General features: G+C 57.7%; 23 protein-coding genes. 18 read left to right on the top strand and 5 right to left on the bottom strand.

The window, feature by feature from the left end:
• Nucleotides 1-68: 68 nt before the first annotated feature.
• Nucleotides 69-467 carry a hypothetical protein gene (locus tag JHL21_RS07995; protein WP_200212880.1) on the bottom strand — a complete coding sequence of 133 codons (399 nt, stop codon included), beginning with the start codon at nucleotides 465-467 and terminating at the stop codon, nucleotides 69-71.
• 1,024 nt (nucleotides 468-1,491) lie between these two features.
• Between JHL21_RS07995 and JHL21_RS07990 the strand changes: the two genes are divergently transcribed.
• From JHL21_RS07990 to JHL21_RS07935, 12 genes are all read left to right on the top strand, one after another.
• Nucleotides 1,492-2,490, top strand: a complete 999-nt coding sequence (locus JHL21_RS07990; protein ID WP_200212879.1) for an extracellular solute-binding protein — start codon at nucleotides 1,492-1,494, stop codon at nucleotides 2,488-2,490.
• A gap of 83 nt (nucleotides 2,491-2,573) precedes the next feature.
• The gene (locus tag JHL21_RS07985; RefSeq protein ID WP_200212878.1) at nucleotides 2,574-3,929 is read left to right on the top strand and encodes an amidase; all 1,356 of its coding nucleotides are present in this window, start codon (nucleotides 2,574-2,576) and stop codon (nucleotides 3,927-3,929) included.
• Between the two features lie 294 nt (nucleotides 3,930-4,223).
• Nucleotides 4,224-5,402: a M20 family metallopeptidase gene (locus JHL21_RS07980; RefSeq protein WP_169194537.1), complete on the top strand. Its 1,179-nt coding sequence runs from the start codon at nucleotides 4,224-4,226 to the stop codon at nucleotides 5,400-5,402.
• Between the two features lie 87 nt (nucleotides 5,403-5,489).
• The gene (locus tag JHL21_RS07975; protein WP_169194538.1) at nucleotides 5,490-6,155 is read left to right on the top strand and encodes a GntR family transcriptional regulator; all 666 of its coding nucleotides are present in this window, start codon (nucleotides 5,490-5,492) and stop codon (nucleotides 6,153-6,155) included.
• Between the two features lie 306 nt (nucleotides 6,156-6,461).
• On the top strand, nucleotides 6,462-7,541 hold the full coding sequence (locus tag JHL21_RS07970; RefSeq protein ID WP_200212877.1) for an ABC transporter ATP-binding protein: 1,080 nt from the start codon (nucleotides 6,462-6,464) through the stop codon (nucleotides 7,539-7,541).
• Entirely contained in the window at nucleotides 7,541-8,398 is an 858-nt protein-coding gene (locus JHL21_RS07965) for an ABC transporter permease (RefSeq protein WP_169194540.1), read from the top strand. The genes JHL21_RS07970 and JHL21_RS07965 overlap by 1 nt, the downstream gene beginning before the upstream one ends.
• On the top strand, nucleotides 8,398-9,204 hold the full coding sequence (locus JHL21_RS07960; RefSeq protein ID WP_169194541.1) for an ABC transporter permease: 807 nt from the start codon (nucleotides 8,398-8,400) through the stop codon (nucleotides 9,202-9,204). Before JHL21_RS07965 ends, JHL21_RS07960 begins: the two co-directional genes overlap by 1 nt.
• 68 nt (nucleotides 9,205-9,272) lie before the next feature.
• A complete protein-coding gene (locus tag JHL21_RS07955; RefSeq protein WP_169194542.1) occupies nucleotides 9,273-9,620 on the top strand; it encodes a RidA family protein in 348 nt (115 codons plus the stop codon).
• A gap of 14 nt (nucleotides 9,621-9,634) precedes the next feature.
• Nucleotides 9,635-10,918 (top strand): FAD-binding oxidoreductase, encoded by a 1,284-nt coding sequence (locus tag JHL21_RS07950; protein WP_200212876.1) that lies wholly within the window; start codon nucleotides 9,635-9,637, stop codon nucleotides 10,916-10,918.
• Entirely contained in the window at nucleotides 10,918-11,613 is a 696-nt protein-coding gene (locus JHL21_RS07945; protein ID WP_200212875.1) for a DUF1028 domain-containing protein, read from the top strand. The genes JHL21_RS07950 and JHL21_RS07945 overlap by 1 nt, the downstream gene beginning before the upstream one ends.
• On the top strand, nucleotides 11,610-12,455 hold the full coding sequence (locus tag JHL21_RS07940) for a nitrilase-related carbon-nitrogen hydrolase (protein WP_200212874.1): 846 nt from the start codon (nucleotides 11,610-11,612) through the stop codon (nucleotides 12,453-12,455). The genes JHL21_RS07945 and JHL21_RS07940 overlap by 4 nt, the downstream gene beginning before the upstream one ends.
• Before the next feature lie 134 nt (nucleotides 12,456-12,589).
• Complete coding sequence (locus JHL21_RS07935) at nucleotides 12,590-13,831, top strand: NAD(P)/FAD-dependent oxidoreductase (RefSeq protein WP_200212873.1); 1,242 nt, start codon at nucleotides 12,590-12,592, stop codon at nucleotides 13,829-13,831.
• 59 nt (nucleotides 13,832-13,890) lie between these two features.
• Here the strand turns inward: JHL21_RS07935 and JHL21_RS07930 are convergent, their stop codons facing one another.
• Complete coding sequence (locus tag JHL21_RS07930) at nucleotides 13,891-15,609, bottom strand: ABC transporter ATP-binding protein (protein WP_200212872.1); 1,719 nt, start codon at nucleotides 15,607-15,609, stop codon at nucleotides 13,891-13,893.
• A 197-nt stretch (nucleotides 15,610-15,806) separates the two neighbouring features.
• Complete coding sequence (locus tag JHL21_RS07925; RefSeq protein WP_200212871.1) at nucleotides 15,807-16,715, bottom strand: arginase family protein; 909 nt, start codon at nucleotides 16,713-16,715, stop codon at nucleotides 15,807-15,809.
• 291 nt (nucleotides 16,716-17,006) lie between these two features.
• Between JHL21_RS07925 and JHL21_RS07920 the strand changes: the two genes are divergently transcribed.
• From JHL21_RS07920 to JHL21_RS07900, 5 genes are all read left to right on the top strand, one after another.
• Nucleotides 17,007-17,600 (top strand): helix-turn-helix domain-containing protein, encoded by a 594-nt coding sequence (locus JHL21_RS07920; RefSeq protein WP_200212870.1) that lies wholly within the window; start codon nucleotides 17,007-17,009, stop codon nucleotides 17,598-17,600.
• 26 nt (nucleotides 17,601-17,626) lie between these two features.
• Entirely contained in the window at nucleotides 17,627-18,394 is a 768-nt protein-coding gene (locus tag JHL21_RS07915) for an ABC transporter ATP-binding protein (protein WP_200212869.1), read from the top strand.
• A gap of 75 nt (nucleotides 18,395-18,469) precedes the next feature.
• Nucleotides 18,470-19,231, top strand: a complete 762-nt coding sequence (locus tag JHL21_RS07910; protein WP_199531354.1) for a transporter substrate-binding domain-containing protein — start codon at nucleotides 18,470-18,472, stop codon at nucleotides 19,229-19,231.
• 6 nt (nucleotides 19,232-19,237) lie between these two features.
• Nucleotides 19,238-19,921, top strand: a complete 684-nt coding sequence (locus JHL21_RS07905; RefSeq protein WP_200212868.1) for an ABC transporter permease subunit — start codon at nucleotides 19,238-19,240, stop codon at nucleotides 19,919-19,921.
• 3 nt (nucleotides 19,922-19,924) lie between these two features.
• Nucleotides 19,925-20,626 carry an ABC transporter permease gene (locus JHL21_RS07900; protein WP_169194553.1) on the top strand — a complete coding sequence of 234 codons (702 nt, stop codon included), beginning with the start codon at nucleotides 19,925-19,927 and terminating at the stop codon, nucleotides 20,624-20,626.
• Nucleotides 20,627-20,750: 124 nt separating this feature from the next.
• On the opposite strand, the gene JHL21_RS07895 is transcribed toward JHL21_RS07900, so the two are convergent.
• Both JHL21_RS07895 and JHL21_RS07890 read right to left on the bottom strand, forming a co-directional pair.
• On the bottom strand, nucleotides 20,751-21,149 hold the full coding sequence (locus JHL21_RS07895) for a hypothetical protein (protein WP_200212867.1): 399 nt from the start codon (nucleotides 21,147-21,149) through the stop codon (nucleotides 20,751-20,753).
• 77 nt (nucleotides 21,150-21,226) lie between these two features.
• Nucleotides 21,227-22,390 (bottom strand): MFS transporter, encoded by a 1,164-nt coding sequence (locus JHL21_RS07890; RefSeq protein WP_200212865.1) that lies wholly within the window; start codon nucleotides 22,388-22,390, stop codon nucleotides 21,227-21,229.
• Nucleotides 22,391-22,446: 56 nt separating this feature from the next.
• Between JHL21_RS07890 and JHL21_RS07885 the strand changes: the two genes are divergently transcribed.
• Nucleotides 22,447-23,535 (top strand): LacI family DNA-binding transcriptional regulator, encoded by a 1,089-nt coding sequence (locus JHL21_RS07885; RefSeq protein ID WP_200212864.1) that lies wholly within the window; start codon nucleotides 22,447-22,449, stop codon nucleotides 23,533-23,535.
• Nucleotides 23,536-23,576: the final 41 nt, after the last annotated feature.

Below are 23,576 nucleotides of genomic sequence, written 5' to 3'. Positions count from 1 at the left end.
TCAAATTCGTTCACCCTGAGACGTGTGGCCGAAGTGTTCTCGGCCACACAGTTCATAGAGCGATCAAATCAGTTTGGGCTGGAAGAAGACGCAACCTGCACGACTACTGGATCAATTGTGCCGCCAGTACTTGCGACTTCAGCAATCTGCGTGAAAGCGTTGGCCTGAGCTGGGCTCGCTGCATACTGCACTGAGTTGCCTGCGGCAGCGGCAATAGTGGCCGCTGGAACGCCCGAGTTCACGAGCGCAGCAACGACGGCGCCCATTGCTGCGCCAATTTGTGCTGCGCTGAGGCCCTGTGCGCGCATGGCAGCTACATAGGCATTCTGCGCAGCGATACACGCGTTTGCGCTAACCGCGCATGCAGAAGTAACTGACGCTTGGGTGACTGGCTGTGCATAAGCAGGAATAGCAAATGCAACGGTTAGAACGAGCGCGGATAGTCCGCGCTTCAATACTGTATTCATTGGAAACTCCCGCCATAACTTTGGTGGGATCATATCAGTACTGAATGGGTTCTAGCAACTCAGTTTTATCATGATAATTCCAGTTTCATGGCGTGTGCCGCGGTTTGTTTGTTTCGCGCGCATGCTGATGAAGTGAATGTATTCGTGGGTATTAGGCTGTTTCGGGTGCGGGGTTGGTGTTGTTTTGCTCTGTTGTAATTCTGTCGTTCTTTTGTTGCTTTAATTTCTATTGCGTTTGTTTCAAGTTGTGGCCTAATTTTGGCAAAAGTGAATGCTATCTCATTGAAAATCCAGCGCCATTATCCGCGTTGCGGCGCTATGGGGGTGCATGGGCTGCTCGTTTCGGCGTGCAGTGAGAGGTGTGTGGACTGTGGTGCAGTCGTAGTTAGGTCTTGATTCCGGGTGGCGGCACGGGTGGTCTGCCTTAACGTCTGTTACGCCTGCGAAAGTTTGTGCGGAAACCACTTTGCTGGGTTCTTATTGCGCTTGCAGGAGGCGGCTCGCAGTGTTGTCTCTGTGAATAATGCCTCGCCCCATGCTCGGTGTTTGGGCCTTTTTTGCCTAACGTTTAGCCGAAAATACGGGGTGGATGATTTTTCCTCATCATGGCCCGCTAAGTCTCTTGCTGCACATTGGGAATGTATGCAAGTATCCCATAGTACACGTTGTATACAGGTATCCGTGTGTGCACAAAATGGAGGGAACCCCTGAGTCTCGTCACGGAATTTGTTCGATCACCATCAATGGCGACCGCGTTCACGCGTCTGTGTCTGCTGTCGGATGGTAGGGCTGGATTTTAGACCGGTGAAACTTGCGCGGGTGTGTTTAGGTCGGTGGTGGAGGGAAACACTAACGACCTGCTGGGCGATGCAGGGTTGCAGCGCTCGAGCGTGGCCATGTTTGAGGTCGCACACTCTGCTAGTTGAACCAATCGTCTCGATCCGATTTTTACATCGTATCTGTTCTGCTGCTTCTGGGCAGTGTGCTGAGCGGTGTGTTTCAATATAGAGAATGTGAGACTATCGTGAATATCAAGACCCTTCTTCTCTCTTCTGCTTTCGTTTTGGCTGCTGCTCCTGCCTTCGCCCAAGACAAAGAAATCACCATCCAGATCTGGGGCTCGACCTGGGAAAATGGCATCAAGGCCATTTCGCAGCAGTTCGAAGCGGAAACCGGCATTAAGGTCAATGCGGTCACCCAGTCCTCGTCGGGTGAGGGTCTCGTCAAGCTGCAGGCAGAGCGCTCGAGCCCATCGGTTGACGTATGGTTTGCAACCAACACCATCGCCAGCGAAGCGGGCCAGGACCAGGAACTCTTCGTCAAGATCCCGAAGGACAAGCTGACCAACAGCGGTGAGCTGATCCAGGGCGCGCTCTCTGATGATTGGGTTGGTATTTATTACTACCCAATGGGTATCGTTTATGACGCTGACGTCGTGACCGTACCGCCGACCTCTTGGGAAGACCTCTGGAAGCCAGAATACAAGAGCCAGATCATCGCTCCAGCGATGTCGATCTATTCGGGTTCGTTGCTGATGGTTGCAAACCAGATCAACGGCGGCACCATCGATAATTTCGATGCTGGCTTTGAAGCTCTCAAGAACCTGAACGACAACGTTTCGCTCTATTATTCTTCGGACTCGCAGGCACGCCAGTCGATCGTTCAGGGTGAAGGTTCGATCCTTATCGGCCAGAGCTCGCACATGAACGCGATCGCCAAGGAAGGCCTCAACATGAAGATGGTCGCGCCAAAGCCGGCGCCGATGTACTTCGACGTTATGATGATGACCAAGGGTGACAGCCAGGACGAAGCTGCGCAGTTCGTCAACTACATCATCTCTAAGGGTGCGCAGGAAGAAATGCTGGCTCGCGTCAACATGGCGCCTGTGAACAAGAATGTTGCCCTTCCTGAAGAACTCGCAGCGGCTCTCCCAGCTGATGGCGAAGGCTTTGTGATGGACGGCCGTCTTGTCAACGAAAACGTCAGCGACTGGACCGTGCGCTTTGACGAAATCGCCCGCTAATCCCTAAAGACATTTAGGTGTTGCGATAGATCAGGTGGTTCGCCACCTGATCTTTTTTATATCCCCCACTGAGCTGCTGCCTTATGCAAAACGCCTCTACGCTCGCTGATCTTCTCGCCCGTCCCCTTCCTGAAATCGCTGCGGCCCTCGCCGAGGGCAAGGTATCTTCGGTCGATCTCACGCGGGGCTATTTAGAGCGCATTGAGGTGCTCGGTAGCCAGTATGATGCCTATGTGTTCGTCACGGGAGAGGCGGCGCTCAAGCAGGCTGCTTCTTGCGATGCGGCGTATCGGGCAGGGCGTATTCTCGGCGTGCTGCATGGCGTGCCGATCGCGCTCAAAGATCTGTGTGAGACCGAATTCGCTCCCACATCGAATGGCATGGCTATTCACCGCAATCGGCAAACGCAGCGCGATGCGGCCGTTGTCTCCCAGCTTTTGCAAGCAGGCGCGGTGGTTTTGGGTAAGCTCGCTATGGCCGAGGGTGCGTGCTCGACGCATCACCCGCTTATGCCCGTGCCGAAGAACCCTTGGGGCGGACAGTTTCGAGTTGGCTCATCCTCCTCTGGCTCCGGCGTGGCTGTCGCCGCAGCGCTTGCTGCGGGTGCAGTCGGGAGTGACACCGGTGGCTCCATCCGCTTCCCGTCGGCCTATTGCGGCCTCACGGGTTTAAAGCCGAGCCGTGGTTTGGTTAGTGTTGAAGGCGTTTGCGCCATGGCGCCGAGCCTTGACCATGTCGGTCCCATGGCGACGACCGCCGAGGGCTGCGCTCTGATGCTCAAGGGCATGGTTGGGGGTAGCGACGAGGTTCCGGCGGCCAGCCTCGAAGGTTTGCGTTTGGGCTATAGCGCAGAGCTTCTTGAAGGCGGCTTGGACGCTGAGGTTACCTCGGCCTATCGCCGCATGCTGGATGCTGCGTCGACGGCCGGTATGGTGCTGGTTTCATGCAAATTGCCGAACACGCCTGACATTTATGAAGTGTGGTCGCGCCTCTGCGCTAGGGAAGTGGCGCTAGGTCATGCCGAGACTTACCCGTCCAAACGAGATGAGTATGGCTCCGCTCTCGCTGCTTTGGCCGGGCAGGGTGCTGCGATCACGAGCGAACAACATGAGCGCGATAAGACGCGTCAGGCGGATATTGCGGCGACTTGGCAGGCATTCATGAGCGAGATGGATTGTCTGGCTTTGCCAATCCATGCGGCCGTCGCGCCGGTGCTGGACAATCCCCTAGGCGCGCCAAATGCGGGTGTTGATAATCCACTTCGGTTCACGGCTCCCGCCAATGTGTCGGGCCTGCCTGCACTCGCTTTGCCGGTGCAGGTCGATCGACGTGGGTGTCCGATCGGCCTCCAGTTGATGGGGCCGATGCATAGCGATTTCGCGCTTTTGAATATCGGTGCCGAGCTTCAGCGCGGCGTGCTGCCGGCGCTTTTGAGCTGATCGTTCCAATGCTTGATTCTTGGGTCAAATTCGCGCCGATCACCATGTTTCGCCAGTCGGAGCATAATTTTCCACGCTGCATCCGGCTGGGCGGAACGCATGCGGGGCCAGCACAGCGCGCGTCTGTGCGCCAAAGTCCTTGGAATTTCGGTGAAATTTGAACGTCTGCTTGAACATATCGCGCGGGTCGAGCGGCTTTAAGGGCAGTGCCCGGGCATGTCGAAGCCCTTCGGTCCACTCTTGCAACGCGCTGTTTTGTATGCTTGTATCCATGTATACAGGAAGGGAATGACGATGGGTGTCGCTACTGAATTCCGCGAAATTTTTGCGGCTAGACTCGATACGATGCTGGCGGACATCGCCGAGCTCGTTGGTGTTGAAGCTGGGTCCTACGACGTAGAAGGCGTAACGCGCACGTCGCAGTGGATCGGCGAACGCCTCAAGAGTCAGGGTTTTGAGCTGAACTATGAGCAGGTCCCGGAACGCGGTGATCGCTTGTGGGCAGTTCGCAAGGGCACTGGTCAGGGTCGCTTGATGATCCTTGGTCACGCCGACACAGTTTGGCCGCGTGGCACGCTTGAATCTTGGCCATTTGCCATCAAGGGCGATCTGGCTGAGGGGCCAGGCGTTGGTGATATGCGTGGTGGCCTCGTTCTGGCACTCAACGCTATCGATGTGGCGACCACTGCCGGTTTCGCAGATTTTGCTGAGATCAAGTTCCTCGTCGTCAGCGACGAAGAGCTGGGTAGCCCGCTTTCGCGTGGCTGGATCGAAGAGCATGCACAGCAGGCTGATTGGGTTCTTACCCTTGAGCCAGGCCGTCCGGGTGGTGGTTACTTCACCTCGCGCGGTGCCGTTGGTGCGTTCTATGTTGAAGCCAAGGGGCAGACCGCTCACGCTGCAGCGAACTACCTCAAGGGTGCATCGGCAATCCGTCCGCTGGCTCAGCTGGTGCCGCAGATTGAAGCGCTGACCAATCTCGAAAATGGCACCATCGTCAACGTTGGTATCTTCCAGGGTGGAGATGCGCGTCAGGTTATTCCGGGCCACGCTAAGCTGCACGTTGATATGCGTGCGCGCACTCCAGAAGCTGCACAGGCACTTCAGGCAGAAGTTGAGCGTCTCGTTGCTTCGGTGGCGACCGATCGTGTTTCGGTTGAGCTCAAGGGTGGTTGGACACGTCCTGCGTGGGCGCGTTCGGCAGAATCTGCTGCGCTTTACCAAATCGTTGAAGCCGCTTCCCGTGAGATCGATGCGCCTTGCTTTGAGCTGACCAATATCTCGGGCGGTTCGGATGCGAGCTTCTGTGGTGCACTTGGCGTGCCAACCATCGATGGCATGGGTCCAATCTGCAACGATATCTGCTCGCGCGACGAAACAATCGTGGTGAGCGCAATTGCTGGCCGCGGAGCCGTCTTTGCTACGCTCATCTCTGAGTTGTGGAAGAACGGGCAGGGAGCAGTTAAAGGGTAAGTTCGAGCCACAAGCTCGAATGCCCCCTGTCGCGTGATGGTGGTGGCGGTTAGACAGCATCATAGCGAAGATACGGGGGTATATTGCATGACTGTGGATGCACTTGACGAGCTGGTGGGACGCCGGCTGTCGGCGGTGAGTTCAGCCGATGTGGTCTATGAACTCTTGCGGTCGCTGATCCTGGACGGGCGTTTGGAGCCTGGCCAGCGTCTCCGCGAGGTGGAAATGGCGCAGCGGCTCGGTGTGAGCCGTACCCCGCTGCGCGAAGCCTTCACGCGACTTCTCGGTAATCGTCTGCTGGAGCGGACATCATCCGGGGTGGTCGTGGCCAATGTCAAAACGGCACTTGAAGGTATTCGGGCAATCCGCATTGCCTTGGAGGGATACGCAACGCGACTTGCAGTCCCTCTGTTGGGTGAAAGCGATTTTGCGTTTCTTGAGGCGTCTATCGAACTGGCAGTGGCCTTGCCTGAAGAAGCGAGAACCGAACGCGTGCGTAACAACACTGCGTTCCATCGGAGGATTTACGATGCGTGCGGCGTTGCTGAATTGCAGAACGCCATTGAAAATTACGCCGGGTTTTTCATGAGCGAAACCAATATCGCGGCTTTGAGCCGTGAGAACACACTTGGGGCAATCGACGAGCACAGGCAATTGCTCGCGGCCATCCGAGTGCGGGACGCTGATGAAGCTGAGAAAGTGATGCGCGCGCATTTGATGCGCGGTTTCGTCATGCCTCTCGGACCTCAATAAACGACGACTGAATTATCCCGACAGCATATCTGGTGCTGTCGTCGGCGGTGAAAACTGCCGGATAAGATAAGGGTCGTGTCTGGGGCCTCGCCCGGCAAGTACTCACAGCAGGCGGCTTTGCCGCCGCCGCCGCATCGCTGAATAGGAATTGACCAAAGCGGTCTCACCCATAGTGAGGCCGGTCAATTCTGGATCTTCCGACAAAATCGCATCCGCTCTGCCTCTCGTGAGGCGAAATGAACTCTGTGCTCGGGCGCCGCAATCGCCCGGACGCACCCCCCTACACTTCTGACGGAACCGGCGGCTATGGAAACTCTAAAAAGCAGTACCTTGCAACTGAGGCAGTTGACCAAGCGGTACAGCAACTTTGAAGCGGTGCGTAACCTCGATCTCAACGTGCCCAGTGGCTCGCTGCTTACCCTTCTGGGCCCTTCGGGCTGCGGCAAGAGCACCGTGCTGCGCATGGTTGCAGGCTTCTTAAATGTAACGTCGGGCGAAATCCTCGTCGACGGTCAGGACATCAGTCGCGTTGAGCCGAACTTCCGCGACATCGGCATGGTCTTCCAGAACTATGCCCTGTTCCCGCATATGACCGTCGAGTCCAATATCGCCTTTGGCCTTAAGATGCGTGGCGTATCCAAGGAAGAGCAGGCCGTTCGCGTCCGTGACGTGCTCGAAATGGTTCAGCTCACCCATCTTGCCGATCGCTATCCGAGCCAGCTTTCTGGTGGCCAGCAGCAGCGCGTCGCGCTGGCGCGCGCCGTCGTCATCAAGCCAAAGCTGCTGCTGCTCGATGAGCCGCTGGGTGCGCTAGACCGCCACCTGCGTGAAGGCCTGCAGGCCGAATTGCGCGATCTGCAGCGCAAGCTGGGCATCACCTCGATCCTCGTGACCCACGATCAGGACGAAGCGCTCTATCTGTCCGATTACATCGCTGTCATGAACGGCGGCTGCATCGAACAGCTCGATACCCCAATCGCGCTCTATGACCGTCCTCAGACCGAATTTGTTGCGCGCTTCCTCGGCGTGCCAAACATCTTCCCAAGCAAGGTCGTCTCGAAGTCAGAGGGTGAAGTGGTCATCGAGCTTGGCGGCCAGAAGGTTGTCGTTCCAACCACTGAAGCCAAGCCAGTTGGCTCTGATTGCAAGATCTCTATCCGTCCATCGCACATCGAGCTGGTGGCAGAGGACGATGCGCGTATGGGCCTCGTTTCCGTCATCAAGTCGGCTCATGAGCTTGGCGAACGCATCGTTTATCACTGCGAAGTCGGTGGTCATAAGATCGAAGCCAACGCGCCTCGCACAAGCAACTCTGCACGCTTTGCTGTCGGCCAGACCGTAAAGCTCCTGCTCGACCCAGCCCACACCATTTTGCTGAGGGACTGATGGAAAGCAAAAACGACCGCAGCAAATACCTGATTTCCCCTGCGCTGGTGATTGGTCTCTTCATCGTCGCAGCTTACGGCTATTTCGCTCTAAGCAGCCTTTTCCTCAAGGGGCCCCCAGGCACCCAGTTCGCTGGTGCCATTACGCTTGAAAATTACTGGCGCGTGCTGTCGTCTGGGTCGAACCAGGCTGTCTTGCTCACCACGCTCTGGGCGTCTTTCGTTATTTCGCTCATCACAGTGGCTGTGGCCGTTCCTATGGCTATGGTCATCGTGCGGGCGAAGCGAGAGTGGGTCGGTACTTTGATTATGCTGGCCATCGCCGTGACCTTCCTGTCCGGCGGTGTCACTCGCGCCTATTCATGGCTCATTCTCCTTGGCAACAAGGGGCTGATCAATCTTGGTCTGACGAGCCTCGGCATAATCGATGCACCGATCCGCTTCCTTTATAATTGGACCGGCGTTGGCATCTCGATTGCCCACTATCTGCTGCCGTTTGCGGTCTTCACCCTGATCGGTGCCGTGCGCAATCTCAACACTTCGGTCGAAGAAGCAGCGCGTAGCCTCGGGGCCAACCGCATCGTTACCTTCTGGCGCATCACCATGCCAATGCTGTTGCCTGGCCTGATGGTGACACTGGTTCTGGCCTATTCGATCGCACTCGCCTCCTTCCTGTTCCCGATGGTTCTCGGTGGCGGCAAGGTTCGCATGATCGCTAACCAGATCTACGACCGCATGTTTGTCGAATACGACATTCCCTACGCAGCTGCGACCGCAGTGATCTTCCTCGTCGGCGCTTTCGCATCGATCTGGCTGATGACCTTTGTGTCCAAGAAAATTGAGAAGGCGGTATCCTAATGTTTAGGCGTGATCTCGAAGGCAAGTACGGCATCGTCGTCACCTTGCTGGCGATTGTTTCGACCGCTTTCCTGCTGCTGCCCGTAGTGTTCGTTGTGCTGCATTCGTTCAGCGCAACCCGCTATTTCCAGTGGCCGCCTCAGGGCTTCTCTCTGGAATGGCACTACAATTTCTATAATTCGCCCATGTTCATGGGCGCAGCCAAGAACTCGTTCTTGATGGCGCTCATCGTCACCCCGTTGAGCTTGGTTATCGGCATCCCGGCCAGCTATGCGCTGGTCCGCACCGAGTTTAAGGGCAAGGCTTTGATCCAGCAGATCATCCTTTCCCCGCTGATCATTCCGGGCGTAGTGACGGGTGTGTCCTTGCTATCGCTGCTGTCGGCTGCTGGCTACAAGATCGGCTTGTTCGGTCTTTGCCTGGGCATGCTTGTTCTGGCTCTGCCATTCTCCATCCGCGCCCTGTCGGCAAACTTGCTCGGTCTTGATCCGCGTATCGAAGAAGCAGCACGAAACCTGGGCGCCGGTCCGATCCGCACCTTCTTCTCGATCGTGCTGCCCCAGCTCAAGTCCGGCATTCTGGCAGCCTCGGTTTTCGTTTTCGTGGAAGCGCTCGATAACTTCTCGATCGCAGTGTTCCTCTCCAACGACAACACCAAGGTCCTCCCGGTCGCTGCCTACCAGTACATCAAGGACTTCGATGATCCGACCGTCGCGGCAATGGCGACTGCCTTGGTCGTCATGTCGGTGGTCATTGTTGCCATCCTCGAAAAAGCCATGGGCTTCCAGAAGAGCCTGCGCCTGTAACGGCGCAACACTCTCCTCGAAACCAAATCTAATTTGCGGCCCTCAGGGCCAATATACGGTGAATTGAAATGACTGAAATCGTCCGCATCGAGCGCCTTAAGCGCACCTCCATGGTCTCCATCCACAACGGCATCGCTTATGTCGCCGGCATGTGCGGCAACAAGGGTGACAGCATCGAAGACCAGACCCGCCTCTGCCTGCAGAAGGTCGACAAGTGGCTGGCCGAAGCTGGCACCGACAAGTCCAAGATCCTGCGCGCTGAAGTCTGGATCTCCGATCAGAAGCATTTTGATGCGATGAATGTCGCTTGGGAAGAATGGGTCGACCCAGAGAACCAGCCTTCGCGCGCTGCAGGCGTCTGCCCGCCAGCTGCTGAAGGCTACGATGTTGAAGTCATCGTAACCGCTGCGATCTAAGGGGTCTTTCCCAAATGCAAGTAAACGACAGCAGCAAGCTGACGGTTGCGGTTATCGGCGGCGGCGTGGTGGGTCTTTCCACCGCGCTGTGGCTCCTGCGCAAGGGCTGTGACGTCACTGTCATCGACCCAACGCCACCGCTTCCGGGTGTGTCTTTCCGCAACGCAGCCTCGTTCGGCAATGCGTCGACCGTGGCACCATCGGGCATTTTTCCATCGGCTTCGCCGGGCATTCTGCGTGATGTCCCAGGCATGCTGCTGCGTCATGATGGTCCGCTGACCCTATATTGGCGCGACCTTCTCGATCTAGCGCCTTGGCTGACAGCCTTCCTCTCGGCCTCGCTGCGGAGCCGTCAGGATGGCATCATCAGCGCTCTGAGCTCGCTGATGCGCGTGCTTGAAGATGGCAATGCCCCGCTCATGGACGAAGTGGGCAACGTCCGCTTCGTTAAGGGCAAGGGTTCAATCCACCTCTACCGCTCTGAAGCGGAAGCGGCGCGTGCCAAGAAGTCGAACGAACGCCGTCGCGCTGAAGGTGTTGAAGCCACCTATCTGACCCGCGACGACATCGCAGGCATGGAGCCAAACTTGGCGCCGGGCTATGTCGGGGGCACCATTTTCCCGGGCTGCTACATTATCGACAGCCCAGAAGAATATTGCCGCGGTCTGGCGCAGAACATCATCAAGCGTGGTGGTCGTTTCGTTCAGGCCAAGGCTGGCAACATCACCAGCACCGCTGATGGCGTCCGCGTCGAGGCCGGCTCTGAAACCGTCGTGGCGCAGCGCCTCGTGGTTTCCGCTGGTGCATGGTCCCGTGCCATCTCCAGGACTGTCGGCGATCGTCTCAATATGAATACCGAGCGCGGTTATCATGTTGCCTTCAACAACACCGAAGGGCTGATCAACCATCCGCTGATGTACCTCTCGGATGCCTTCTTCCTAACGCCTCTGTCTCATCAGATCCGCGCAGCCGGTACTGTGGATCTGGGCGGTCTGGATAAGAAGCCAAACCCATCGCGCCTCAAGGTGCTGGAAGACAAAGCGCGTAAAATGGTGCCCGCCCTCGGCGAGCGTCAGGACACGTGGATGGGCTTCCGCCCGTCGACCCCAGACAGCATGCCCTTCATTGGTCCATCCAAGAAGGACCCGCGCATTGTCTACGCCTGCGGCCACGGCCACCTTGGTCTGACGCTCGGCGGCATCACTGGCAAGCTCGTTTCCGAAGTTCTGATGGGCGAAAAGACCAGCGTGGATATCACGCCGTTCTCCCCATCGCGTGCATTGTTCAGGCTCAGCTAATGACCTTCTCTATCGCACTTCGTTGCCCACAAACCGGTCACTTCGGCATTGCTGGCACCACTTCGTCGATGGCCATGGGCGCGCGCTGCCTGTTCGTCAATCACGACGCAGGTGCCGTTATCACCCAGCACCGCACTGATCCGCGTTTGGGCATCATGGCTCTTCGCTATCTGCGTGCAGGCCTCTCCGCTCAGGAAGCTCTCGATGCTGTCGCCACAGCACCAGGCATTGAGTGGCGTGAGCTTGCGATCGTCGATCGCTATGGCAATACCGCGGCGCGTCAGGGCAGCCATCAGGAGCCAATCCATGCCAAGGCTTTTGGTCTGGGCATGGTTGCTGTCGGCAATATCCTGCGCAACGACACCGTTCCTGCAGCCATGATCGCGGCGGCGGAAGCGGCCAGCGATAAGCCGATTGCTGAGCGTCTGCTCGCCGCTCTCGACGCTGGCCTTGCCGCTGGCGGGGAAGTCTTCCCACTCGGTTCGGCGGCGCTCCGCGTCTCTGAACATGATGACTTCTGCGTGGTTGATCTGCGCGTTGATAAATCGGCCGAACCTCTGACCGATCTGCGCCGCCTCTGGGACGCTTATGCGCCCCAACAGGCTAATTTCGTTGAACGTGTGCTCAACCCCGATATCGGTGGTCGCGCCACAAACTCATTGGACATTCTGGCTAAGGAAGGGGCGCAGGCATGAAAGTAGCTGCAATCCAAACAGTCATGGGCCTGTCTCCTGAGGAGACAGTTCCGGCAGCAGAAGCAGCGATGGAAGCGGCAATGCAGGCAGCTGAAAAGCCTGATTTCCTCGTCCTGCCTGAGTATTTCAGCTATTACGGCCTCGATCAAAAGAGTGCTGTGGAGTTGGCTCAGCCGCTCGCCGAAACCCCCGCTTATCGCATGGCTCAGGCCTTTGCGAAGCGCCACAAAGTGTCGGTTCAGGCTGGCACCATTCTGGCCAAGGTCGAAGGCGAAGAGCGCGTCGAGAACGTCACCGTGGTCTTTGGCCGCGAGGGTGAAGTGCTGGCGGAATACCGCAAGATCCACCTCTTTGACATTGACGATCTCGGCAATGGTCCTTTCCGCGAGTCCGACTACATCAAGCCCGGCAATGACATTGTTACTTGGGAATTTGATGGCGTCACCTTCGGTACGGCTATCTGCTTTGACGGTCGCTTCCCCGAGTTGTTCCGTGCTCTGCGCCTCAAGGGCGCTCAGATCATCACGCTTCCAGCCGCTTACACCATGATCACCGGTGAAGCGCATTGGGAACTCTTTGCCCGCGCTCGTGCGGTTGAGACCCAGTGCCATCTCATCGCCTGCGGTCTCGGTGGTTCGGTTGTCGTCGATGGCGAAACCAAGAGCTCCTACGGCCACTCGGTCATCGTTGACGCCTGGGGCACTGTGCTCAAGCGTGCGGGTCACGGCCCCGAAACGCTGACTGCCACCCTTGACATGGCACAGGTGGAAAAGCTGCGAAAAGGCATCCCGGTGATCCGTCAGCGTCGTCTCGTCGGCGAAACGGTTACCCCCGCCAACTAAGCGGTCGACAACCACTCACAATCATTGCGCCACCGAGCCCCACGGCTCGGTGCATGGGAGAGCTTTTGCATCAGCTTCTCCCGAAGCCTGAAACAATTGGGGCTAGTGCCCAGCAAAAAAGGTCTTGAGATACAATGGAAAAGGTAAACACGATCGTCGTCGGCGGCGGCCAGGCTGGCATTTCGATGAGCGAGCACCTGACCAATCTTGGCATTAGCCACGTGGTTCTGGAAAAGGGCCGCGTCGCTGAAAGCTGGCGCACCGCTCGTTGGGACTCGCTGCGCGCAAACGGCCCGGCTTGGCACGACCGTCTGCCGAGCAGCAAGATCGAGAGCGTTCCACAGGACGTCTTCACCCCCAAGGACAAGCTCGTTGAATACCTCGTCGAGCATGCAGAGCGGAACAACGCGCCGATCCGCACTGGCGTTTCGGTGATCTCGGTCACGAAGCTCCACAAGAAGCAGGGTTACCACGTCGTCACTTCTGATGGCGAATACGAAGCCATCAACGTTGTCGCCGCAACTGGCGCTTTCCAGACCCCAGTCTATCCAAAGATGGTGCCAGAAGACGCACCCGTCATGCAGATCCACTCGGTCAACTACCGCAACCCAGAGCAGCTGCCAGAAGGCGCAGTTCTGGTTGTTGGTGCGGGCGCTTCGGGCGGTCAGATCGCTGAAGAACTCGTTGCTGCTGGCCGCAAGGTTTACCACTCGATCGGTCGCCACATCCGCCCACCGCGCTTCTACCGTGATCGCGAAGGCGCATACTGGACTGGCGTTCTTGGCCGTTGGGACACCGTCAATCGCGATGTGAAGCGCAACATTGCGCTCGCCATCTCAGGCGTCCACACCAAGATGCCAATCGACTACCGCCTGCTCGCCTCCAAGGGCGCAGTTCTGGTTGGTCGTACCGCCAGCTACGAAAACGGCAAGCTGACCTTCTCCAACGATCTCGCTGACAACATCGAGTTCGGCAACAACAGCTACCTCGATACCCTGAACGTCATCGACGCTTACATCGAGAACAATGGTCTCGATCTTCCAGAATATCCGGAAGCTCGTAACCTGCTGCCTACCACGGAATATGAAACCAACCCAATCCTCGAGCTCGATCTGGCAGAAGCCGGCATCACCTCGATCATCTGGGCTTCGGGCTTCAAGCGCGACTACAGCTGGCTCCAGGTTGATACCTTTGAAGAAGACGGCACGCCAATCCACGACATGGGTGTTGGCAAGCAGCCAGGCATCTACTTCCTCGGCCTGCCGTTCCAGACCCGTCGCCGTTCGAGCTTCCTCTTCGGCGTTTGGTACGATGCCAAGTATGTCGGTGACTACATCGCCATGATGCAGAAGTACCACGACAAGTATAACGTCTAAGACTTCGGAACATTCTCATCCCGGCGCCACATGGTGCCGGGATTTTTTTGGCCGCGCGACTAGTTGCCGATAACCTCAGCATAAGTGCCTTGGCGGACGATCTGCCCTTTCTCCAATCGCACGATGACGTCGCAGTTTTTCAACGTTGTCAGGCGGTGCGCGATAATGAGAACGGTAATGTCGCCATCGATGGCAGCGATCGCATTCATCACCTGCGTTTCGGTTGCGTCATCAAGCGCGCTGGTCGCCTCATCCAAAACCAGTACATCAGCATTTTTATAGAACGCACGCGCCAGACCAATGCGTTGACGCTGGCCTCCCGAGAGCCGAACGCCGCGTTCGCCCACGTGCGTGTCATACCCTTCCGGCAATTGCTGAACATAACTATCGATCTGCGCGCGTTGGGCCGCTGCGATGACACGAGCCATGTCGATCTGATGGTGCTCACTGCCAAAGGCGATGTTTTCCGCAATCGAAGCGTCCGTTAGGTAAATGGACTGTGGCACATGCGCGATGCGTGACTGCCACGCGCGACGATTGCTGTCATTCAGCACCTGGCCTCCAACGCGGATTTCGCCGCTCGTCGGGGGCAGGAGGCCCATGATCACGTCAATAAGCGTGCTCTTGCCACTGCCAGTTTTGCCTATAAAGCCAATGCGCGACCCGTGCGGAACGACGAGCTCAATATCACGCAGAATAGCTGCGCCATCCGACTTATAGGCAAACCCGACTTTGTCGAGCGCAATAACTGGTTGCGAAGGCGAGGCAGAAATAGCGGCTTCTGCCACCGTCAATGCGGAAGCGGTCGGCATGGGCAAGTTCAAAAATGCTACGACGTCCGAGACGATGGCTTTGCTGGCGCTCAGCGACGACCAAGCGAGATAGGCCACTTGCAGCTGCGGAAGCATGCGCTGTGCGCCCAAGGCAAGTGCTCCCAATGTGGGGAGAGCCACTTCGAGCCCCTGCGTGCTCTGGATCCACCACGCCAGCCCGACCATAACCAGCATGCCCGCGCCTTCGATGAGGTATCGGGGGGTGCTGCGGATGAAAAGATTCGTCGCCAGAGCGGTGCGTTGCCGGAACGTCGCAGCACGGAAACGCTTGGTATACATCCCCTGTGTGCCATCGAGCAGAATGTCGCGAATGCCGCCCAGTCCTTCTTGCAGGATTTTGACGCGTTGCGTTTCTGCTTCCGCTTCTATCCGACTATTGGCCTCCAGCAGTTTTCGCGTGGTCTTTGTCACCACCACATAAAAAAGCCCAATCGACACTGCCGCGATAAGCGCCGTCGTGACGTCAACCGTGATCAGGGCAGCAATGATCCCGATGCAGATGATCAAGGCCACCATGCCTTGCATGATCGGGGATAGAACACTGGTAATCAGCAGATTGACGCGGCCGATTGCGGCAATGATTTCACTGGAATTGCGCTCGACGTGAAACCGATAAGGCTGATGCAGGGCGCGGTTATAGACCTCGTAGCCGAGGTCTGCACCGGCAGCATAAGCAAAGCGCGTGCTGACCCAGGCCAAGAGCAATCGCAACAGTGTGGCTGTTGCGATGATCGCAGCAAAACCGAAGGATATTTGGGTTGGGCTGAGACCACACACCACGCTGAGAGCGCTACACTGTTCGCTGCCGCCTGTCAGAATGGCGAGAAAGGGAATAATGGCCCCAAGCGTCGCCATTTCCGCAACAGCGCCCACGAGCGAAAGAAGAAAGACCAGAACGAGCTGAACACGGCGGCGTGGGCTCAAAAAGCTCAGGACGCTGATCAACTCCTGTCTGATACTGGAGCGGTTAGTGGCTTTTGGGGGCATTGGCTTCCAAGTGCGACGGCACGACTGTGGCCCGCAAAGAGTATGTGGGGCCACTTGGAGTCGTGCGACAATCTTCAAGCACCAATAGCACTTGAGCGTCAAACGCCGCAACAAAGTGGAAAAGCCGCACTGCAAGGCAATGCGGCTTCATAATTCTAGCGGCGGGGGCCCGGTGCTGCGGCCTTGCTGCCTGCGACGGCGAAGGTGAAGGCAAGGTATGCCGCCAGCGTCGATGTCATGTCCTTGACGTCCATCATCGGGTTGACCTCGGTGATCGCCATTGCCGAGCAATAAGGCGCGAGGCGTTCAACAAACTCAAGGCCCCAAGCCGACGTGATGCCGCCCGGTTCATGCGCCCCTGCGCCCGGCGCGAAAGCTGGGTCGATCGCATCAATGTCAAACGAGAGATAGAGGTGGTCTGCGCCTTCAACCTGTTTGAACACCTGCTCAAGCGTTGCGTCGACGCCCTGCTTGAGGACTTGGCGGGCAGAGATGTGGGCCAGCCCTTGGTCAAACTTGAACTGCCCTGAGGATGGGAAGTTGAAGTGGCGCTCACACACCTGAATACAGTCTGCAGCCTGAATGCGATCGAGCTCAAGCGAACGACGCATGCCGCTCGATTGACTCAAACGTCCCTGCGCATCGCTTTCGTCCATAAGGTCGAGGTGCGCGTCAAAGTGAATGATACCGATACGACCGGGTAGGGCGTCGTGGACGCCTCTGACGACCGGGAACAGCAAGCTGTCATCGCCGCCGATAACAATCGGCACACGCTTGTTGCGGATAGAGCCCGCGACAGCCTCGCTCACGCGGGTGAATGTCGTTTCAGTATCCGCATGAGCGATCTGAATGTCGCCACGGTCGGCGAGCAGATTATCACCAACGGTTTCAATCTGATTGGTTTCGAGCCGGAAGATGCGACCATCCTGAATGCGCATATTGATCCAGCGCGCCGCCTCGCGAACCTTTGCTGGGGCATAGCGCGAACCCGGCCAGCCGAGGGATGCCTCGCCATCAAACGGTGCGCCCCAGAGATCGAAGCCGCGCAAATTCTGATCACTCATTCTGATACTCTTGTGTATACACTCAGGCGCAGAACCAGATGGCCGTGCCTGCTTGGTTCGCGGTTCGCAGGGTGAACGAAGCTCGCACAGGATCACTCAGCGGCAATTTGCGGCTGAGAGGTTTCGTATTACGAAACTTTTTTGCGCTGAAAGCTTGACAAGATCAAGGCTTTTGCGGCCTTACTTGGCTGAATATGCGGCTGGTTTGTGCGTTTGCACGCTTTTCATGCACATTGTTCGAATTCAGGGTGAACCTATAAGGTTCGTCAGGGTAAACCTTTTTGGTGCGTGATGAGCGACGAAAACACAGAAAATGACGTCCCTCCATCGACGGATTCCGCTGATGTTCGCGTCGGTAGCCGCCTTCGTGCGTTCCGCAAGTCCAAGGGCCTGACGATTGATGACGTCGCCCAGCGCGCTGGCGTCACCAAATCCTTCATTTCCCGGTTTGAGCGCGACGAAGTGCAAGCCTCTGTCGCCACACTGCTACGTGTTTGCGACGTGATCGGCGTCAAGCCCGGCGAAATTTTTGAGCCCCCCGCGACGAGCTATGTGCCCAAGGGCGCTGGCGTGCCGATCAGCCTTGGCGGCGAGAAAATGCGCGAATACCTCGTCAGCGGTGCGAGCAATGAGCATTTGATGGCGCTCTATTCGGTGATTGAGCCGGGCGGCGGCTCTGGCCACGAGCCTTATGCGCTCAAGGCCGCTGCGGATCTGGTGCATGTCCAAACCGGTCAATTGCGCATCGTCATCGGCAGCGAGGAATATCTCCTCCTCCCCGGCGACACGCTGACCTTCCCGCCCACCATCCCACATACTTGGGAAAACCCGTCCAAGACTGAAACCTGCACGGCCCTTTGGGTCATTGTGCCGCCGCCAGCGTAATCTTCGGGACACCACGGATACTCTCTATGACCAAGCTGGCTGTCGCCAACATTCATAAACGCTACGGCGATGTTGACGTTCTCAATGGTGTGAGCTTTTCCGCTGCGGCCGGAGAAGTGGTCTCCATCATTGGCTCGAGCGGCTCGGGCAAGAGCACGCTGCTGCGTTGTGTCAATTTTCTCGAGCAACCCACGCGCGGCGAAATCGCGCTCGATGGCGAGGTGCTCAAGACTGTCGCGGACCGCAAGACCGGCAATTTGAAGGCCGCTGATAGCGCCCAGCTGCAACGCATTCGCGCGCGCCTTGCCATGGTGTTCCAGAATTTCTGCCTCTGGCAACATATGACTGTCATGCACAATTGCATCGCCGCGCCCATGCATGTCTTCGGCCTCAGCAAAGCGGAAGCGGTTGAGCGCGCCCGGCTCAACTTGGCCAAGGTTGGCCTCGGCGATCAGTTTCATGATCGTCACCCCGTCCAGCTGTCTGGCGGTCAGCAGCAGCGCGTCGCGATAGCGCGGGCACTCTGCATGAACCCCGAAGTGATGCTGTTTGATGAGCCGACATCGGCGCTTGATCCCGAATTGGTCGGGGAAGTGCTGCGGGTCATGCAGGACTTGGCCGAAGAGGGGCGCACCATGGTTGTCGTCACCCACGAAATGGCCTTCGCCCGCAAAGTGTCAAGCCAAGTGCTCTTCCTCCATCAGGGCGTGATCGAAGAACAGGGGCATCCAGAAAAGGTTTTTGGTGACCCTGAAAGCGAGCGGCTCAAGCAGTTTATGGCCGGACGGTTTTAGGAACACGGCGCGTTACCGGTCAACGCGCCTCCGCTGTGCGGACAGATACGCCGGACAAATACAAGGACATCCAGAATGAAGAAGTCCCTCTTTACCGTTGTCGCTGCAAGCGCGTTCGCCTTTGCCAGCGGTGCTATGGCCCAGCAGGTCACCATTGCCACCGATGCGACCTTCCCACCTTTTGAATCGATCGACTCGACCGGTGCGCTGGTCGGTTTTGACATCGATCTGATGGAAGCGATTTGTGAAGCTGCAGCGCTAGATTGCAACATCATCAATGCCGCTTGGGATGGCATGTTCCCAGGTCTTCTGGCTGGCAAGTATGACGCGCTGATCTCCTCGCTCACCGTCACCGACGAGCGTCGCAAGACCTTTGCCTTCTCCGATATCTATTCCCGTCCAACCTTCCGCTTTGTCGCGAAAGAGGGTGCAGGCCTCGACATTTCCGATGCTGGCCTTGCAGGCAAGACCGTTGCGGTTCAGACCGGCACTCCAATGGATGCCTTCGTCTCCAAGACTTTCCCATCGGCGAACATCGTTCGCTATGACGGCGGCTCGGCCCCTTACCTCGAACTCACCGCTGGTCGTGCAGACCTGCATATGAGCTACGAAGCCCAGATCATCGCATCCTTCCTCAAGGACGAAAGCGGCGCAGGCTTTGAGCTGGTTGGCCCATCCTACACCGGTGCCGATGCCCCTGAGTTCGGCGAAGGCGTTGCGATTGCGCTCGCGCCAGACAACACCGAGCTTCTCGCCAAGATCAATGAAGGTCTGGCCAAGGTCGTTGCCGATGGCACGCTCGCTGCCATCGAAACCAAGTACCTCACGGTAGAGTAAGCCTAAGTGATCCAGGACTACATTGTCACTGTACTGGCAGCTGGCCTCGTCACCATTCAGGTGGCGTTGGTTGCGCTTGTCATCTCTGTAGTCCTGGGCATGAGCTTTGCGCTGTGCAAGCTCTCCTCCAACGCGGCTCTGCGAGGCGCGGCGGAAGTTTACACCACCATCGTGCGCGGCATCCCAGACCTCGTTCTGATGCTGCTCATCTACTACAGCCTGCCCGCGCTCCTGATGATGATCGCCAAGAGCCTTGGCATTCGCACCTATATTGAGTTCGACTCTTTTGTGGCCGGAGCCGTCACGCTTGGCGTGGTCTCCGGTGCTTACATGACCGAAACCTTCCGCGGCGCCATTCTGAACATCCCAGAAGGCCAGATCGAGGCCGGGCGTGCCTTTGGCATGGGGCCGTTCAAAATCTGGCGTTCAATTGTTCTGCCGCAGATGGTGCGCCTCGCCATTCCGGGCTTCACCAATAATTGGCTCGTCCTTTTCAAGGCAACGGCTCTGATCTCGCTGATCGGCCTGCAGGACATCATGTTCCGCGTCAAAGGCGCGGCTGAAGCGACCCGCCAGCCCTTCACCTTCTATCTTGTCGCCTGCGCTTTCTATCTCACGGTCGCAGCGCTATCCCTTCTGGTGCTCCGCTACGTTGCCAAGCGTGCCGACATTGGTCAGAAGCGAGCATAAGCCATGAATTTTCAGCTCATCTGGGACAATCTCGGCTTCTTCGCGCAGGGTGCGCAGCTCACGATTTTCCTCACCATTGCGTCACTGGCTTTGGCATTCGTCGCCTCAGTGCCGCTCGCCTTAGCGCGCAATTCCGCCAATCGATATGTTTCGGGCGCGGTTGCGGGCTATACGCTGCTCTTCCGTGGCACCCCGCTTTTGGTGCAGCTGTTCCTGATTTATTATGGGCTGGCCCAGTTCGATCTGGTGCGCGAGAGCGTCCTCTGGCCGTGGCTGTCCAGCCCGCTGATCTGCGTGATCCTCGCCTTCGTGCTGAACACGACCGCGTATACCACCGAGATTTTCGCAGGCAGCCTGCGCCACATTCCGGTTGGTGAAATTGAAGCCGCAAAATCTTTCGGCATGCGCCCCCTCGCCATGACGCGACACATTTTGCTGCCGGCCATGCTGACACGTTCGCTGCAGCTCTATGGCAATGAAACCATTTTGATGATGCATGCAACCTCGCTCGCATCCACGGTTACTCTGCTCGAGTTGACCGGTGTAGCGCGCAATATCTCGCTCAACCGCTACGTTATGCTTGAGCCCTATGTCGCCATCGGCGTCATTTACCTCGTCCTGTCCCTCGTACTCGTTGGCATCTTCCGCTTCGCCGAACGACGTTGGGCCAGCTATCTCCGTCGCGATCAACAGTCGGCGCGCTAAGAGCGCCCCAAAGGTTGCGCAACAGTCAGGTTCGAAGTGGGTGCTTTCCGGAGCACTGTCGAACCCCTAGAGCAGGAGGCTGCCCCTTGCCTCCTGCTCCATTCTTTTTAGCCTGAGCGATTGCTCAAGCAGTGGTGGGGCGGGCCACGGTCAAATAGCGCATGGGGATCCGCTTGGTGGTCGCCTGCGGGCCTTCGAACTCAAACGGATCGTAGAAGACAGCATTTTCGGCATCATAGAGCATGAAGTGATCGTCATGGACGTGGACGATTGCAACGCCCCGAACCTCATCCCAGCGCGTGCATTCGACCGGCGTGCCGAACTGCCAACCGTCTTCGCCCAAGATGCGGATGAGATCATCCCAGGTCGAGCGGCGCAGATCATTCTCGCCCCAGCCGATGCGAGCCATGATCTCGTCAAAGGGCCGTTCTGTCAGCATTTGCAACACCACCCCGCCGCAGCCATCTTCCCGCGGACGTTGGGTGATAAAACGCAAGGCGAAGTCGGCGGCTGGAGAGGTCATACTAGTCTCGTGTAAACGACGATATTTCCTTCGCTTTTCGACGCTCGCCGGGACGAGGTCAAGCGCCCTGTGCGGTGCTAGGCTACTGAGGGCACGGCCTGTTTGGCGCTTTTATCCTCCAACGATCCTGCCGTGAGCCAGCCAAGGGCGAGCGGGATCAGCAAGGCCGCAAATGCCATGCGTACGCCCAGATACTCAGCCAATAGCCCTGTGAGCATTGGGGCCACCAACATGACCACTTGGATGATGACACTTAGCGTCGCCACGTTTTGCGACGCAGGGGCATTGCCCAATCGCGCCGCAGCCGAAATGGACAGCGGGTAGATGACACAAATCCCCGCGCCCAAAATCGCAAAGCCCGCAAGCACCAATGCCGGGTGCGGCGCAAGACTGACCACTGTGAGCCCAATAATGGCGACGGTAAGCAAGGTCCGGGCGACGGGAACTGGCCCAAACTTATCGATGTATCGGTCAGCGATGAGCCGTCCCAAGGCCATCGTTCCAACCATGGCCGGGAGCGCGGCTGATTCAAAAATGGCTGCGATCTCAAAGGTGTCGCGCATCAAAATGGTCGACCATACCCGGGCAGACCCCTCGATCAGTTCTGCTCCAAGGCCGACCGCAACCAATGCCAACAGCACGAGGCTCGGCATGGCAAACCGCTTTTTCTGTGCGGTCGGCGCATAGGCGCGCGGCGGCGCGGGTTCAGACTTTGCTTCGAGCACAAATATTGCAATCAGCGCTAAGGGAATAATGCTGCCCAAATGCACAAGGGCACTGACGTCAGCGCCCCGGATCACGCCGCCCACGGCTGAGGCCCCGACATAGGCGATGCTCCACGCACCGTGGCAACTGTTCATGATGCGGCGGCCCATCTGCGCCTCAACACGATCCGCTTCGACATTCATCGCCATTGCCGACATTGCAGAACCAAAGCCATGCACCGCCATCAGGATAAAGAGCGGGATCACACCGGGGATCACCGCCATTGGCGGAATCGCGGCTAGGCACAGGAAGAACCCAAGCAGGGTCACAGCTTTGGTGCCGAAGCGCTCAATGGAGCGGCTGAGTATTGGAAAGGCCAGCATCGAGCCCAACGGCGCGCCCATCAAAACCAGCCCGAGTGCCGCGTCGCCCATGCCATTGGCAAGCTGTATGTCGGGGATGCGCGTATGGAGCGTGGCATTGCCAAGGGCATGTAGGGCGAAAACCGCCGTAATCTGGGCTCGTAGGCTTATCATCGCGTCACTGTTCAAATAGCAGTCATTTGAAAATTTACAGTAACCGGTTACTGTAATTGCTTCAACTCGCTATCTCTGATGTTCTGGCGACCATGGAACTGCGCAAAAAAATCGGTATTCGAGACGTAGCAAAAGCCGCGGGTGTCTCCGTGGCAACGGTTTCGCGCGTCTTGGCCAAAGCTGATTACCCCGTCACGGAAGAAACCCGAAAACGGGTCACCGACGTCGCGACAGCCATGGGTTATGTTCCAAACCTTCTCGCCAAGACCTTTGCGACCTCGCGCACCGACACCATTGGCGTCGCCATGCCTGTGCTCAATGCCTATTACGCCAAAATGCTGGCGGGCATCGAAGGCGCGGCCACCGAGGCGGGCCTCTCCATTCTCCTGACCATTGTCGGAGCCAGCGATGAGCGGCGCGAGGCCGCGATTGATCAGTTTGTGGCGCGCCAGTTGGATGGCGTCATCATCTGCTCCGGTGCCAAGGACGGCCCCCTCCGCCGCCCCCCCGAACAAATGGGCGTGCCCGCCGTGGTCATCGGCCAGCAGCCCTCCGAGGGCTATGTCACCGTCACTGTCGACAACCGCCGCGCCAGCTATGAGGCGACCGACCACCTCGTCTCACGGGGCAATCGCACCATTGTTTTCCTCACTAGCAATAGCGACTGGCCAGACTTCCGCGACCGCCTTGATGGATTTCAACAGCGCTTAGCTGAGGAAGACCGTGCCACAGGGCAGGTTATTGAGGGCGTCTATGATGAGGCCCAAGCCTATCGCGCTGTGACCAAGCTCGTGGCCGAGCAAACCACAGCAACGGCCATTCTCGCCGCCACCGATCGCCAAGCGCTGGGGGCTATGGCTGCTTTGGCCGACGCTGGCTTGCGCGTGCCCAGCGACATGGCGGTGGTTGGCTTTGACAATTACCACACCTCCGAATTCGTCCGCCCTTCCTTGACCTCCGTCGATATGCCCGCCGATGCTATGGGCGCAAAGGCGGTAGAACTTGTATGCATGGCAAAAACGGCGGGCGCTGAAAAAATGGCGAGTGTAGTGCTGGAGCCCCGGCTTTTTATCCGTCAATCCTCGGGCAGCTTTGATAACGCAGCCCTGTTGGCGCAGTCTGTTAAAAGCCTCCCCTCGGCTTGATTACTGCATACCATCCCGCCTATTCCTATGGCCGCGCACTG

Origin of the sequence: Devosia sp. WQ 349K1 (assembly GCF_016595685.1) — a bacterium.
In the GTDB taxonomy this organism is placed as follows: Bacteria; Pseudomonadota; Alphaproteobacteria; order Rhizobiales; family Devosiaceae; genus Devosia.
Note: the sequence above shows the minus strand (reverse complement) of the source record. Positions and strands in the feature narration are given on the sequence as shown.